The organism is Micromonospora sp. NPDC047074 (assembly GCF_040643815.1).
GTDB lineage: Bacteria > Actinomycetota > Actinomycetes > Mycobacteriales > Micromonosporaceae > Micromonospora.
Genome location: NZ_JBEYVB010000002.1, coordinates 1 through 13699, shown reverse-complemented (window position 1 = coordinate 13699; position 13699 = coordinate 1). Strand labels below are relative to the sequence as shown.

The window sequence follows — 13699 nt, the reverse complement described above, 5'->3', positions numbered from 1 at the left end:
CGGCGGCTCAGGACTCCGGCGCGATCCGGCGCAGACTGCCCGCGTCGGACACGATGACCGCCTCCATCGGGCACGAGTCCGCGGCGTCCATCAGCGCGTCGTCCGGTGCCACCCGCTCGGCCAGCGGGCGGGACAGCCCGTTCACCAGCACGAAGTGCTTCGGCGCGATGCCCGCACAGATCCCCGCCCCGATACACCGGGCGGGATCGACGTGCACCCGCCACTGCTCGTTCGTCGCGCTCATCTGGTCACCAGCTCACCGGCATGGCGACCAGCCCCCGGACCAGCAGGCCGCTCTTCCAGGTCAGCTCGGATTCCGGCACGGCCAGCCGCAGGCCGGGCACGCGTGCGATCAGGGTCTCCAGGACAACCTGGAGTTCCATCCGGGCGAGCTGCGCGCCGACACAGTGGTGCACCCCGTGCCCGAAGCCGAGATGGGGGTTGGCCTGCCGGGCCACGTCGAGCCGGTCCGGCTCGGCGAACACCGTCTCGTCGCGGTTGGCCGAGGCGATCGACACCACCACCGGCTCGCCGGCCCGCACCAGTACGCCGCCGAGTTCGACGTCCTCCAGGGCGTACCGGGCGAAGGCCGAGGACGCGCCGAGCGGGATGAACCGCATCAGCTCCTCGACGGCGACCGGCACCAGGTCCGGCCGGCCCCTCAGCCGGGCCCACTCGTCGGGGTTGGTGAGCAGCGTGTAGAGGAAGTTGGGGATCTGGGTCACGGTGGTCTCGTGCCCGGCCGCGAGCAGCCCGGCGGCCAGCCGCACGACCTCGTCCTCCGCGAGCCGGTCGTCGGCGTCCCGGGCCCGGACCATCGCGCCCAGCAGGTCGTCGGTGGGTCGCTCCCGCCGCAGCTCGATCAGGTCACCCATGTACGCGAACAGGTTGTCGATGTACTCCTGGGCCTGCTCCGGGCTGAGCGAGGTCGTCGACACGATCGCCTCGGACCAGGTGTGGAAGCGGTGCTGGTCGGCCACGGGAACGCCGAGCAGGTCGCAGATGACCCGGATCGGCAGTGGGGTGGCCAGGTGCTCCACCAGGTCGGCCGGTGGACCGGCGGCGAGCATGCCGTCGACCAACTCGTCCGCCACCTGCCTGGTGCGGGGCCGCAGTTCCTCGACCCGCCGGGCCGTGAACGCCTTCGCCACGAGCCTGCGCAGCCGGGTGTGCTCCGGCGGATCCATGGACAGGATCCCGCCCTCCTGGCGCCGTTCCGCGCTGCGGGGCTCGTCCCGCCCCACCGCGGCGGCCCGGCTGAACCGGGAGTCGCCGAGCACGGCCCGGACGTCGGCGTGCCGGGTGGCGAGCCAGGCCGGCTCACCGAACGGCATCCGGATCCGGGTGAGGGGTTCGTCCCGGCGCAGCCGGGCGTAGCTCGGATCGAGATTGAGCCGGTCGGGGGTGCTGAACGGGTAACGGTGGGCGGTCGTCTCGGGTGCCTCGGTCACCGGATGACTTCCTCTCGTCACGGCGCCCCAAGGGGTGGGCGCCGGTCCGGCCGGGAAGACTCGACGTTGAGTCATGTTCCGACTGCGGATAGTAGCGAGAGTGGTCGATCCTTCGCTAGCGGTCAGCGTCGATCTGTCACAAACCGCGGTCCCGGGCCGCCGGTGACGACGACCCGGGACCGCGCGAGGTCAACGAGGCTGCTCGCCTTCACCGGTACGCGCCTGAGCCTGGTCGACACCCCTGTCGATCTGCTCGCCGTACCTGCCGCCGGTGCGCTTGTCGACCATGTCGCCGGCCTTCTCCAGACCCTGGTCGACCTGCTTTTCGTGCTTGTCGACGAACTCCTTGGCCTTGTTCATGAAGTCGCTCATGCGGGGCCTCCTAGCTCCGGGTTCGATCGTTGCCTTCCCGGGTGCCGGGGGCGCAAACGCGACCGGAAAGGCCGCCGGCGGTACGGCCGGACGCCCTGGTCGGTGCCCGTCCCGCCGTCACGACACCGGCGGCCCATCTAGCGTGAAAGGGGACGCGGGTGTCGAAGGGGCGCCGGCCGGGTACCGACTCGCCGGAGATCGAGGAGGGCCGACGTGGTCGCAGACGATACCGGGCGGACGCCCGAGGGGACGGCGGACCGGGCCCAGGGCCCCCGGCAGGCGTGGGCCGCGCTGCCCTGGCTGGTCCGTTCGGCGGTGGTGTGGAGCGCCTGCCTCGTGGTGGTCGTCGCCGGGCTCTACCTGTTGGGGAAGATCGCGGTGCTGCTCGCGCCGCTGGCCATCGCACTGGCCGTCACCATCTTCCTCACCGCGCTGCTCGACCCGGTGCAGCTCGCGTTGCGCCGGCTCCGGCTGCCCGCCGCGGCGGCCGCCCTGCTCACCGTGCTGCTGCTGCTCGGCGTGCTGTTCGGTGTCGGCGCGCTGGTCTGGAACCTGACGGCCAACCAGTTCAGCGAGCTGAGCCAGGAACTGGGACAGGGCCTGAGCCGGACCAGGGACTTCGTCACCTCCACGCTGCCCGTCAGCGACCAGCAGCTCGACCGGCTACTCGACCAGGCCCGGCAGGGCTTCGGCCAGAGCTCGCTCGACCCGGTGTCCAGCGCCCGTACGGCCGCGGAAGTGGTCGGCTCGGTGCTGCTCGCGCTCGTGCTGCTGTTCTTCCTGCTCAAGGACGGCCGCTCCATGTGGCACTGGACGCTGTCCCGGATGACCGGACCGAACCGATCGGTGACCGCGGAGGCGGGCCGGGTGGGCTGGCGGACGCTCGGCGCGTACAGCCGGGGCACGATGATGATCGCCGCGATCGACGCGATCGGCATCGGCCTGGCGCTGGTGGTGCTCCGGGTGCCGCTGGCCTTCCCGCTCGCGCTGATCACCTTCTTCGGCGGATTCGTTCCGATCATCGGGGCGACCGTGGCCGGTGCCGTGGCGGTGCTGGTCGCGCTCGCGGCGAAGGGACCCGTGATCGCCCTGCTGGTCCTGGCCGCCGTGATCGCCGTACAGCAGGCGGAGGGCAACATCCTGGAGCCGCTGATCATGAAGCGGCAGGTGCGCCTGCACCCGGCGGTGATCCTGGTGGCGGTCACCGCCGGCACCCTGATCGCCGGTATCGCCGGCGCCTTCGTCTCGGTACCGATCACCGCCGTCGTCTGGCGGATCATCGACACCGTCCAACAACACCGCCACCCCGCCACCCCCGCCCCTCAGGCACCGCCCCGTTGATCATCGCGTTCCTCAGGCACCGCCCCGTTGATCATCGCGTTCCTCAGGCACCGCCCCGTTGATCATGGCGTTAGCGGCGGAATTGACCTCCATCGCTGCCGCCAACGCCATGATCAACGGGGACTGGCCGGGGACTACCTGGGGAGGTGGGTGGTGAACCAGGTGGTGGTGCGGGTCGCGACCTGGTCCAGGGTGCCGGGCTCCTCGAAGAGGTGGGTGGCGCCGGGGATCACCGTCAGCTCGGCTGTGCCGGGCAGCGCCGCCTGCGCCTGCTCGTTCAGCGTGATCACCTGGTCGTCCAGGCCGCCGACCAGCAGCAGCGTGGGCGCGCGTACCTGACCGAGGGCCGGCCCGGCCAGGTCGGGACGGCCGCCCCGGGAGACCACCGCGCCGACCAGCTCCGGTCGGGCAGCCGCCGCCACCAGCGCGGCGGCGGCCCCGGTGCTGGCCCCGAACAGCCCGATCGGCGCCGGGCCGAAAGGCCGCTCCGCCGCCAGCCAGTCCACGATCGCGGCGAGCCGGTCGGCGAGCAGGCGGATGTCGAAGCGCAGCTCGGCCGTCCGGGCGTCCACCTGTTCCTCGGCCGGGGTCAGCAGGTCGACCAGCACGGTGCCGAGGCCGCCCCCGTTGAGCACGTGCGCCACGGCCGTGTTGCGCGGACTGTGCCGGGAGCTGCCGCTGCCGTGTGCGAAGAGCACCACACCGGCCGGCTCCGGCGGGATCAGCAGGTCCGCCGGCAGTTCGGCGCCCCCCGCCGGGATCGTCACCGCCGCACTGCGTACGTCCGGTTCGCTGCGTACGTCCATTCCGGCCTCCATCGTCCTCGGTCCGCCCCGCATACCCGCCCGGACGACCGCCAAGCGGCCCCCGGCCCGCCGCCCAGGTACGCCCGCCGTCGGCCGTTGGCGGCCGCCGGGAGGGGGTTGACTGGCACCGGTCGCGTCGGGCGGCCACGCCGACCTGGGCGGCGTTTGTCTGCAGGGGCCCCGGGTAGGCGGCAGCGACCGCAGACCGTACCGGCGCAACCGCGCCCCGACGGATCGCGAGGATCGCCATGGCGCAGCAGCAGCGGGCGCAGAAGCAGCAGCCAGAGTCCCGGCAGCAGGCCGCCGACCGGGACCGGCGGGATCAGGACATCGAACGCGGCCGGGACTGGGCGGACGACGCGGCCCAGGCACGTACGGCCGACGACCCGCGGGCGATGGCGCCCCGCGACGCCGCCGGCCGCCCCTCACAGGGCAGGCCACTCTGACCGGAACCGCCGTCCGCCGCTCGTCGGCGGGGCCACGCTGACCGCCGCCGCCGGCCCGCCACCACGGGCCGGCGGCGCGCGTCACGACCGGCCGGCGACGCGCGTCACGAACGGCCGGCGGACCGCCACCACGACCGGCGGCGCGTCACGGCTCGTTCTCGGGCAGGCGGAGCAGTGGGGCGCGACCCGGTGCCTGCTCCGGGGCCGGCCCGGACACCTCCGCATGGGGGATCGGCACCGTCACCGGCTCCGCGTGGGTGACCCGCACCGGCTCGCCGTGATGGCGCAGCTCCAGCACGTCCTCCGGGTCGGCGTGCCGCAACGCGTACGTGGTCTGGTGCGGCCGGACCTCCACCCGCAGCCGCATCCCGCGCCACTGCAGGGAGAACTCCAGCCGCGCGAGCCGGCTGGACAGCCGTGGCGCGAACGACAGGTTGCCGTCGTGGTCGCGTAGCCCGCCGAACCCGGCCACCAGGGCGATCCACGCCCCGGCGAGCGAGGCCATGTGCACCCCGTCGCGGGTGTTCTCGTTGAGGTCGTGCAGGTCCATCAGCGCGGCCTCGCGCAGGTAGATGTGCGCCAGCTCCGGGTGGCCCACCTCGGCCGCCAGCACCGACTGGGTGCACGCCGACAGCGACGAGTCCCGCACGGTCCGGCGCTCGTAGTAGAGGAAGTTGCGCAGCTTCTCCTCCGGCGTGAACGCGTCGCCGCGCCAGTGCATGGCCAGGACCAGGTCCGCCTGCTTGACGACCTGCTTGCGGTAGAGGTCGAAGTACGGATAGTGCAGCAGCAGTGGGTACTTCTCGGGTGGCGTGCCCAGGAAGTCCCACTCCTGGAGCCGGGTGAAGCCCTCCACCTGCTCGTGGACGTCGACCTCCTCGTCGTACGGGATGTGCATGGCGGCAGCCGCGTCCCGCCAGGCGGCCGCCTCCTCGTCGGTCACGCCGAGGTGGAACGCCTCGTCGCGGTAGCGCGCCACGGCGTCGGCGGCGGTGATCAGGTTCCGCTGCGCCATCAGGTTGGTGTAGATGTTGTCGTTCTTCACCGCCGTGTACTCGTCGGGCCCGGTGACGCCGTCGATGTGGAACTGGCCGTGCCGGTCGTGGTGGCCCAGCGACCGCCACAGCCGGGCGGTCTCCACCAGCAGCTCCAGCCCGATCTCGCGTTCCAGCGCGGTGTCGTCGGTGACCTGCACGTAGCGCCGCAGCGCGTCGGCGACGTCGGCGGCGATGTGGAAGGCCGCCGTGCCCGCCGGCCAGTACGCCGACGACTCCGGTCCCTCGATGGTGCGCCAGGGAAAGGCGGCGCCCTCCAGGTTGAGCGTCCGGGCCCGCTCCTGGGCGGCGGCCAGGGTGTGGTGCCGCCAGTGCAACGCGTCCCGCACGGCGGCCGGGTGGGTGTAGGTGAGCACCGGAAGGACGAACATCTCCGTGTCCCAGAACGCGTGCCCGTCGTATCCGGGACCGGTCAGCCCCTTCGCGGAGATCGGCCGCCGTTCGGCCCTGGCACCCGCCTGGAGCACGTGGAACATGCCGAACCGGACGGCCTGCTGGACCTCCGGGTCGCCCTCCACCACCACGTCGGCGGCGTCCCAGAACTCGTCGAGGTATTCCCGCTGCTCGCGGCGGAGCCCGTCCCAGCCGTCCAGCCGCGCCCCCGCCAGGGCCGCGCCGACCTGGTCGCGCAACGCCGGCAGGGAGCGGCGGCTCGACCAGCCGTAGGTGAGGTATTTGACCACGCGCAGCGTCTCGCCGGGCTGGAGCACGCAGCCGATCGTGGTACGGACCCAGTCCTCGTACCCCTCCGACTCGATGGTCTTGCGCGCCGGGGCGTACACCTCGTGTTCCATGGCGGCGGCGACCCGCAGCCCGGAGACCTTGGTCCGGTGGATCAGCAGCCCACCGTCGTCGGTGGTGAGTTCCTCCTCGGCCTGCAACGGCGACTCCAGCACGGCCGCGACCCTGGGGTCCCGGCTCTGCGCGGGCAGCGTCTCGTTGGCCACCAGCTCGGATTGGAGGATCAGCCGCAGCGGGCCGTCCACCGCCTCCACCTCGTAGTTGATCGCGGCCACCGCGCGCTGGGTGAACGAGACCAGCCGGGTGGTACGCACCTTGACCTCGCGACCGGCCGGCGACCGCCAGTGCAGCTCGCGGTGCAGGGTGCCGGCACGCATGTCCAGGACCCGCTCGTGGGAGAGGAGTTCGCCGTACCGGACGTCGAGCGGCTCGTCGTCGACCAGCAGCCGGATCAGCTTGCCGTTGGTGACGTTGACAACGGTCTGGCCCGACTCGGGGAAGCCGAAACCGGCCTCGGCGTACGGCAGTGGGCGCAGCTCGTAGAAGGAGTTGAGGTACGTGCCGGGCAGGCCGTGCGGCTCGCCCTCGTCCAGGTTGCCGCGCAGCCCGACGTGCCCGTTGGAGAGCGCGAAGACCGACTCGGACTGGGCCAGCACGTCCATGTCCAGCCGGGTCTCCCGGATGTGCCACGGCTCGACCGGATAGGCCCGTTCCCTGATCACGCGGGTCGCCCGGAGTCGAGCAGGTCGGCCAGGTCGGTGACCACGACGTCGGCGCCGTGGGCGCGCAACTCGGCGGCCTGGCCGACCCGGTCCACCCCGACCACGTACCCGAAGCCGCCGGCCCGCCCGGCGGCGACCCCGGCCAGCGCGTCCTCGAAGACGGCGGCGTCTCGTGGGTCGACCCCGAGCAGCCTCGCGCCCGCGAGGAAGGTGTCCGGCTCGGGCTTGCCGCGCAGCCCCTCGGCTCGGGCGACGAGCCCGTCCACCCGGGCCTCCAGCAGCGGTTCCAGCCCGGCGGCGGCGACCACCTCCCGGCCGTTCGCGCTGGCCGTGACCACCGCGCGGCGCAGCCCGGCGGCGTGCGCCGCCTTCAGGTAGGCGACCGACCCGGGGTAGACGTCCACACCCTGCGTGCGCAGCCGTTCCAGCAGGAGCACGTTCTTGCGGTTGCCGACCCCGTGGACGGTGTCGGCGTCCGGCGGGTCGTCGGGTGCCCCCTCGGGCAGCACGATCCCCCGGGAGGCGAGGAACGTCCGCACCCCGTCGGCGCGTGGCCGGCCGTCGACGTAGCGGTTGTAGTCCGGCCCCGGGTCGAAGGGGCGGAAGGGTTCGCCGGAGGTCGCGGCGCGGCGGCGCAGGAAGCCGTCGAAGGTCTCCGCCCAGGCGGCGTTGTGCACCCGGGCGGTCTGCGTCAGCACACCGTCCAGATCGAAGAGACAGGCGGTCACGTGAGCAGGTAGGCCCAGCACGGTACAAACCTATCCAGCCCGGTACGCCCGCAAACCGCTTTCGGTCCGCTCGGCGCGCCGATCAGTTCGGGCGCAGCGTCCAGACCACGGTCATCTCGCCTGTCGGCTTGCCCGCCTCGGTGGCGATCTCGACGAGCACCGGAAACTCCGGCCGCTGGCCGGCCTCCAGTTCGGCTTCCACCTCGGCCGCCGGCCGGCCGAGCCGCGCGGTGGCCAGCACCGGGCCCATGGCCAGCTTCCGGTACGCGATGTCGGCCCGCACCGCGAGCGGTACGGCCCGGTCGAGCAGTTGCCCGAACGCCGCCAGCACGACCGCGCCGGAGGCGGTCTCGCCGAGGGTGAACATCGCCCCGGCGTGCGGGCCGCCGACGTGGTTGTGGGTGGCCGGCGAGTCGGGCAGCCGGACGGTCGCCCGTACCCCGCCCTCCGCCTCGGGGGCCACCTCGACGAATTCGATGCCGAGCGTACGGGCGAACGGCACGGCCTCCAGTATGCCGGCCGCCACCTGGCGCGAGTCGATGGTCATGGCCTGACGTTACTAGCCGGTAACTTCCCCGACAAGCCCGCTCTCGGCGGTAAGGAAGGGCACCTTCCTAACGCTATGCGTTAGGAAGGTGCCCTTCCTTACACTCAGCGCCAGCCGACGTCGATGCGGTCGCCGCGCTCGTCGAAGAAGTGCAGCGCGTCCATGCGTACGGAGACCGCCAGCGCGTGCCCGGCGGCGACCGCGGGATACGGCGCGAGCCGGACCGCCAGCTCGGCGGGGCGGCGGTGGTGCCGGCCCGGGTCGCTGAGCACGCTGGTCCGGGCACCGCGGGTGGTGGGGGTGGCGGTGGCCTCCTCCTCCGCGGCACGCCCGGTCAGCCGCTGCATGACCTGCCCGAAGCGCCGCAGGCCACGCTGGCCGGCGGGCGCCTCGACCCGGGCGCCCATCTCGTCCACCACGATCGCCGTGGCCCCGATGTCGAGGTAGGCGAGCGACTCGTGCCCGTGGTGCTCCAGGTAGCGGATCCGGCCGTGCAGCACGGCTCCCTCAGCGTCCGGCGAGACCGGGGTGAGCGCCTCGGCCCGCATCCCGACCACGATCCGCTCGCCGTGGTAGTGCGCGACCGCCCGGCTCCGGATGTCGTCCCAGGGCAGGTAGAGCGCCTGGTCGCCGAGGGTGAGCGTGACGTAGCGGTCGAGGTGGACGTAGACCGAGGCCTCCAGCAGGTTCATCCGCGGGCTGCCGAGGAACGCCGCCACGTAGAGGGTGGCCGGTCGGCCGTAGACCTGGGTGGGGGTGCCGACGTCCTGGAGCACGCCCTTGCGCATGATGGCGACCCGGTCGGCCATGGTCAGCGCCTCGGCCTGGTCGTGCGTCACGTAGATGGTGGTGACGCCCAGCTCCCGGGTCAGGCCGGAGATCTCCGCACGCAGCTCGGCCCGGAGGCCGCTGTCGAGGTTGGACAGCGGCTCGTCCATCAGGAACAGCCCGGGGCGACGGACGATCGCCCGACCCATCGCGACCCGCTGGCGCTGCCCGCCGGAGAGCTGGCTGGGCTTGCGGCCGAGCACGTCGCCGATGCCGAGCGCGCTGGCCACGTCGGTGACCCGCTCGCCGCGCGGCTCGGGCTCCAACCCGGCCAGCTTGAGCGGGAAGGCGATGTTGTCGCCGACGGTCATGTGCGGGTAGAGCGCGAAGTCCTGGAAGACCATCGCGATCTTCCGGTCGCGCGGGGGCAGGTCGTTGGCGAGCTCGCCGTCGAGCATCACCGCGCCCGAGGTCGGTTCCTCCAGCCCGGCGACCATCCTCAGCACCGTGGACTTCCCGCAGCCCGAGGGGCCCAACAGCACCATGAACTCGCCGTCGTTGACGTCGAGATTGACGCTGTCGACGGCGAGGGTGCCGTCCCTGAACACCTTGGTGACATCCTTGAGCGCGACGGTGGTCACCGTGCCCTCCCCCCAGCTCGTCGGCCGAACACCGAATGACTGTGACCAGGATCATCCGATTCGCACATCGGGTAAACGTTCCATGTTCGAGTTGTGTCGGCCCTGTAAACACCCACCAGGCGCGCAACTCCGCAAATCAGCAGCCGGGCGCGCCGTCCATCGACGGCTGTTCGCCGAGGAAGACCCGGCGGACGACCCGCTCGGCGGCGTGCCCGTCGTCGAGCGCGCAGAACCGGGCCCGGAACCGCTGCCGGGCCTTCCGCGCCGCCTCCGAGTCGACCTCGCCGGCCCGGAACAGGTCGAGCAGGCCGGTGAAGCTGGTGGCCACCGCGCCCGGCGGCTCCGCCGTCACGTCGAAGTAGACGCCACGGGCCAGCCGGTACGCCTCCCAGTCGGGGGCGTAGACGACGATCGGCCGGTCGAGCACGGCGTAGTCGAACATCGCCGAGGAATAGTCCGTGATCAGCGCGTCCGCCACGAGATAGAGGTCCTCCACGCGCGGGTGACCGCTGACGTCGCGTACCCGCTCCCGCTCCGCCGGACGCCGGGTCCGCCGGTCCCGGTCGTGGAAGTAGTGGCTGCGCATCAGCAGCCGGGCGGCCGGACCGAGCACGTCGAGCAGCCGCTCCGGGTCGAACGGCGGCCGGTACCCGGGCAGGTGCTCCCGGTGCGTCGGGGCGTACAGGACGACCTGCTCGCCGAGGCCGAGGCCGAAGCCGGCGCGCAGCCGGAGCACCTCCTCGGCGGTCGCGGTGACCAGCCGGTCGTTGCGCGGATAGCCGACCTCCAGGGTGGTGTACCCGGCGGGGTACGCCCGCTCCCACATCTGGCTGGAGAAGCTGTTCGCGCTGACGCTGTAGTCCCACCGGTCCACCCTGCGCAGCAGCCCGGCGAAGTCCATCCCGACCGCGCCGATCGGGTAGCGCTGCTGGTCGAGCCCCATCACCTTCACCGGTGTGCCGTGGTGGGTCTGCACGTGCACCGTGCCCGGACGCTTGCGGACGAAGTCCGGGAAGTTGACGTTGTTGATTAGCCACCGCGCCCGCGCCAGCGCCCGGTAGTACGCGGGCGTCCCGGCGACCACGTACTCGACGCCCTCGGGCACGGTGTGCACCCGGTCCCGTCGGACGATCCACACCCCGCGGACCTCCGGCGCCAGCCGCCGGGCCGCCTCGAAGACGGCGGCCGGGTTGTCCGAGTAGCCGCGGTACCAGTAGGCGGCGTAGACGGCGAGCGCCGGATCGACCGGCCGGCGCAGCTCGGCCCGGTAGTACTCGCGCAACAGGGTGTCCCGGGCCAGCCGGGCGGCGCGCCGGGCCCGGGGTGCCACCCGCCGCCTCGCGCCCCGGGCGGTACGCCGGGCCGCGTCCCGCGCCCGGTAGGCGGTACGCAGCGCGCTGAAGGTCCGCCAGCGGCCGGCGGCGACCAGCCGGTGCTTGAGCCCTTCCGTGCCCTCCGGCGCCGGGTATCCGCCGGGGGGCAGCCAGCGCGCGTGGTCGGCGGTGATCTGGGCGAAGAAGGCCGGCCGCAGCTCGGGGGCGATCCGGTCCCCGTTGCCGAGCACGGTCAGGTAGTGCCAGATCATCCGCTCGAAGACGGCGGGCCGCAGGTCGTCGACCGCCGGGCCCCAGGAGTCCATCAGCCGGAACACCCGGTGCCACTGTTCGAACACCTCGAAGTGCCGGTCACCCCTGGTCCTGGTGATCGCGCCGGCCCGGCGCTGCCGGTAGTTGACGCAGACGCGGTCGAGCACGCCGATCCGGTCGGCCGCCATCAGCACCGGGTAGCTGAACGAGACGTCCTCGTACCAGCCGGGGGCGAAGCGCAGCCCCTGATCGAGCAGGAACTGCCGGTGGACCAGCCGGTTCCAGGCGGTGTGCAGCAGCCGGAGGGTCTCGGGCCGGTCCCGCAGCCGGAAGGTCTCCTCGCCGGGCGGCTCCGGGAAGACCTCGGCCATCGCGCTGGGGCTGGCGGCGTTGTTCCAGTGCGTCCGGACGTGGTCGACCAGGAGCACGTCCGGCCGGGTGGCGCGGAGCCGCTCGGCCACCTCCGGGAGGCAGTCCGGGGCGAGCCAGTCGTCGCCGTCGACGAACCAGACGTACTCGCCGACGGCCCGGTCCAGCCCGATGTTGCGGGCCGGACCGAGCCCCACGTTCCGCGGCAGCCGGACGGCGTGCAGCCGCCGGTCCCGGGCCGCGTACTCGGCGAGGATCTCGCCACTGTCGTCCGGCGAGCAGTCGTCGACCCCGATCACCTCGATGTCGGCGACCGGCTGGTCGAGGATGGAGTCCAGGCACTCGCGCAGGTAGCCCTGCACCCGGAAGGCCGGCACGACGAAGCTGATCAGTGTCATCGGCCGGCCCCTCCGTCAGCCCGGCGTGCGACCTCCCGCTCCGGCCAGGCCCACCGACGCCCGCGCGGCGCGGGCGGGCAGGACGACCCAGGCGAGGACGACACTCCCCACGAAAACCACGAGAAGGTACGCACCGAGTGTAGCCATGCCGATAGCCGCAAAACCGACGATCGCGGCCAGCGCCAGCAGCACCGACCGCCCCTCCCAGCCCAGCGTGCCGCCGTGCAGCGGCGGGGCCGACTGCCGCTTCTCCAGCCGCGCCGTCAGGTCGTAGTGGTGCAGGGTCAGCACGAAGACGTACCCGAAGACGAGCCACGGCGGCACCTCGCCGACCACGCCGACCGCGATGGCGAACAGGAACTCGCCCGCCCGCAGCGCGGCCGGCACCAGCCAGTCCAGCGGCCCGCCGTGCGCCGCCCCGGCACCGAGCCCGGCGGCCAGCAACACGACCAGCGCGACCGGCACCGCCCACCGCAGGCCCTCCGATCCCGTGCCGCCGACGCCGAACAAAGCCGCCACCAGCAGCGCCGCCGGGCCCAGCGCCGCGACGACCGCCAGCGTCAGCGGCCCCACCGGGCGGATCACCGGCAGGAACCGGGCCAGCGGGCCGTCGTCGCGGTACAGGGTGGCGTCGACCGTGTCCAGCACCGGCACCCGCATCCAGCGGGCCCGCAGGGTACGCAGCGCCCCGGTGTACGCGAACGCCAGCACCCCCCAGGCCAGCACCGCGTACAGGCTGACCAGCGGGCCGAACAGCGCCACGGTCAGCGCGATCAACGCCCACCGCTCCCCGATCGGGAAGACCACCGTCCGCTTCAGCCAGTACGACACCGAACCCGTGTCGGCCTGCACCCGGTTCGAGGCGGCGTTCAGCTTGTCGCCGATGCCGCCGCCGGAGGTGCCGACCGCCTTCGGCCGGCGGGCCGCCTCGTCGTGCAGCACGCCGTACCAGGTGTCCGTCATGTGCCGGACGGTCTGCAGGGTGATCGCGGCGATCGCCAGCGCCCAGCCGTACCGGAAACCGGCCTGGGTCGCCCCGTAGCCGAGCCCGGCGTAGACCACGTACTCCTTCGCCCGGTCGGCCATGGTGTCCAGCCAGCCGCCCCAGGCACTGAAGTGCCGGGTGTAGCGGGCGAGCTGGCCGTCCACGCAGTCCAGCACGAAGCCGAGGTAGAGCAGCACCGCCCCGGCGACCAGCGCGGGCCGGTCTCCCACGCCGAAGAGCACGGCGGCGGCCACCGCGAAGGCCACCGAGATCATCGTGACGCCCGTCGGGCCGAGCCCGAGCTTCGCCGACGCCTTCGTCACGTACGGCGACCAGGTGCTGACGAAGAAGGTGGTGAAGAAGTCGTCGCGTTCCTTGACCGAGAGCTTCAGCTCGGCCCGGTCCTCGTCGACGGCGGCCACCGCCGCCTCCGCGCTGGCCAGCCCCGTCGGGTCGGCCACCCGGTGCGCGACGAGCAGCCGTACCCGCTGGGCGAAGGTCAGCACGCCGAGCCCGGCGAGGCCGGCGAAGAGCCGGTCCACGGCGGGCCCGACCGGCACCGGCGCGGCGGCCGGCGGCGCGCCGACGGGCACCCCGGCGGCTGCACGCTGGGCGGGCGCCACCCCGGCGGCGGGCGCCCCGGCGGCACACCCTCCTGGTGGAGGTCGAGGGGCGGCAGGGCATCGCCCAGCTCTTCGGGACCGATCCCCTGCCGTACGAGGAGCGGCACCTGACCGACGCGC

The 13699-nt window shown here is 73.0% G+C and carries 11 protein-coding genes and 1 pseudogene; 2 read left to right on the top strand and 10 right to left on the bottom strand.

What is annotated here, in order from left to right; genetic code table 11:
• Nucleotides 1-7 precede the first annotated feature (7 nt).
• From ABZ809_RS03700 to ABZ809_RS03690, 3 genes are all read right to left on the bottom strand, one after another.
• The gene (locus tag ABZ809_RS03700; RefSeq protein ID WP_357560842.1) at nt 8-244 is read right to left on the bottom strand and encodes a ferredoxin; all 237 of its coding nucleotides are present in this window, start codon (nt 242-244) and stop codon (nt 8-10) included.
• Nucleotides 245-248: 4 nt separating this feature from the next.
• Nucleotides 249-1451 (bottom strand): cytochrome P450, encoded by a 1203-nt coding sequence (locus ABZ809_RS03695; protein WP_357560841.1) that lies wholly within the window; start codon nt 1449-1451, stop codon nt 249-251.
• Between the two features lie 189 nt (nt 1452-1640).
• Complete coding sequence (locus ABZ809_RS03690; protein ID WP_357560840.1) at nt 1641-1823, bottom strand: antitoxin; 183 nt, start codon at nt 1821-1823, stop codon at nt 1641-1643.
• Between the two features lie 213 nt (nt 1824-2036).
• Here ABZ809_RS03690 and ABZ809_RS03685 point away from each other — a divergent pair, with 213 nt between their 5' ends.
• A complete protein-coding gene (locus ABZ809_RS03685; protein ID WP_357560839.1) occupies nt 2037-3164 on the top strand; it encodes an AI-2E family transporter in 1128 nt (375 codons plus the stop codon).
• Nucleotides 3165-3298: 134 nt separating this feature from the next.
• Here ABZ809_RS03685 and ABZ809_RS03680 read toward each other — a convergent pair whose 3' ends face one another.
• Nucleotides 3299-3970 carry a dienelactone hydrolase family protein gene (locus ABZ809_RS03680; RefSeq protein WP_357560838.1) on the bottom strand — a complete coding sequence of 224 codons (672 nt, stop codon included), beginning with the start codon at nt 3968-3970 and terminating at the stop codon, nt 3299-3301.
• A gap of 248 nt (nt 3971-4218) precedes the next feature.
• On the opposite strand from ABZ809_RS03680, the gene ABZ809_RS03675 reads away from it, so the two are divergent.
• Nucleotides 4219-4416: a hypothetical protein gene (locus ABZ809_RS03675; RefSeq protein ID WP_357560837.1), complete on the top strand. Its 198-nt coding sequence runs from the start codon at nt 4219-4221 to the stop codon at nt 4414-4416.
• A gap of 145 nt (nt 4417-4561) precedes the next feature.
• On the opposite strand, the gene ABZ809_RS03670 is transcribed toward ABZ809_RS03675, so the two are convergent.
• The 6 genes and pseudogenes from ABZ809_RS03670 to ABZ809_RS03645 all read right to left on the bottom strand — a co-directional run.
• Nucleotides 4562-6934 (bottom strand): glycosyl hydrolase family 65 protein, encoded by a 2373-nt coding sequence (locus ABZ809_RS03670; RefSeq protein WP_357560836.1) that lies wholly within the window; start codon nt 6932-6934, stop codon nt 4562-4564.
• Nucleotides 6931-7683, bottom strand: a complete 753-nt coding sequence (locus ABZ809_RS03665; RefSeq protein WP_357560835.1) for an HAD-IA family hydrolase — start codon at nt 7681-7683, stop codon at nt 6931-6933. Before ABZ809_RS03665 ends, ABZ809_RS03670 begins: the two co-directional genes overlap by 4 nt.
• 61 nt (nt 7684-7744) lie before the next feature.
• Entirely contained in the window at nt 7745-8209 is a 465-nt protein-coding gene (locus tag ABZ809_RS03660) for a DUF4442 domain-containing protein (protein WP_357560834.1), read from the bottom strand.
• A 104-nt stretch (nt 8210-8313) separates the two neighbouring features.
• Nucleotides 8314-9618 (bottom strand): ABC transporter ATP-binding protein, encoded by a 1305-nt coding sequence (locus ABZ809_RS03655; RefSeq protein ID WP_357560833.1) that lies wholly within the window; start codon nt 9616-9618, stop codon nt 8314-8316.
• 136 nt (nt 9619-9754) lie between these two features.
• Complete coding sequence (locus ABZ809_RS03650; protein ID WP_357560832.1) at nt 9755-11971, bottom strand: bifunctional glycosyltransferase family 2 protein/CDP-glycerol:glycerophosphate glycerophosphotransferase; 2217 nt, start codon at nt 11969-11971, stop codon at nt 9755-9757.
• 15 nt (nt 11972-11986) lie between these two features.
• Nucleotides 11987-13504: pseudogene (locus tag ABZ809_RS03645) on the bottom strand (DUF5941 domain-containing protein); the annotation flags it as partial.
• Nucleotides 13505-13699 lie beyond the last annotated feature (195 nt).

Bases quoted from the DNA above. Each gene is read 5' to 3' on its own strand.
- ABZ809_RS03700 (WP_357560842.1), bottom strand. From the start codon at position 244: ATGAGCGCGACGAACGAGCAGTGGCGGGTGCACGTCGATCCCGCCCGG.
- ABZ809_RS03690 (WP_357560840.1), bottom strand. From the start codon at position 1,823: ATGAGCGACTTCATGAACAAGGCCAAGGAGTTCGTCGACAAGCACGAA.
- ABZ809_RS03680 (WP_357560838.1), bottom strand. From the start codon at position 3,970: ATGGACGTACGCAGCGAACCGGACGTACGCAGTGCGGCGGTGACGATC.
- ABZ809_RS03675 (WP_357560837.1), top strand. From the start codon at position 4,219: ATGGCGCAGCAGCAGCGGGCGCAGAAGCAGCAGCCAGAGTCCCGGCAG.
- ABZ809_RS03660 (WP_357560834.1), bottom strand. From the start codon at position 8,209: ATGACCATCGACTCGCGCCAGGTGGCGGCCGGCATACTGGAGGCCGTG.
- ABZ809_RS03650 (WP_357560832.1), bottom strand. From the start codon at position 11,971: ATGACACTGATCAGCTTCGTCGTGCCGGCCTTCCGGGTGCAGGGCTAC.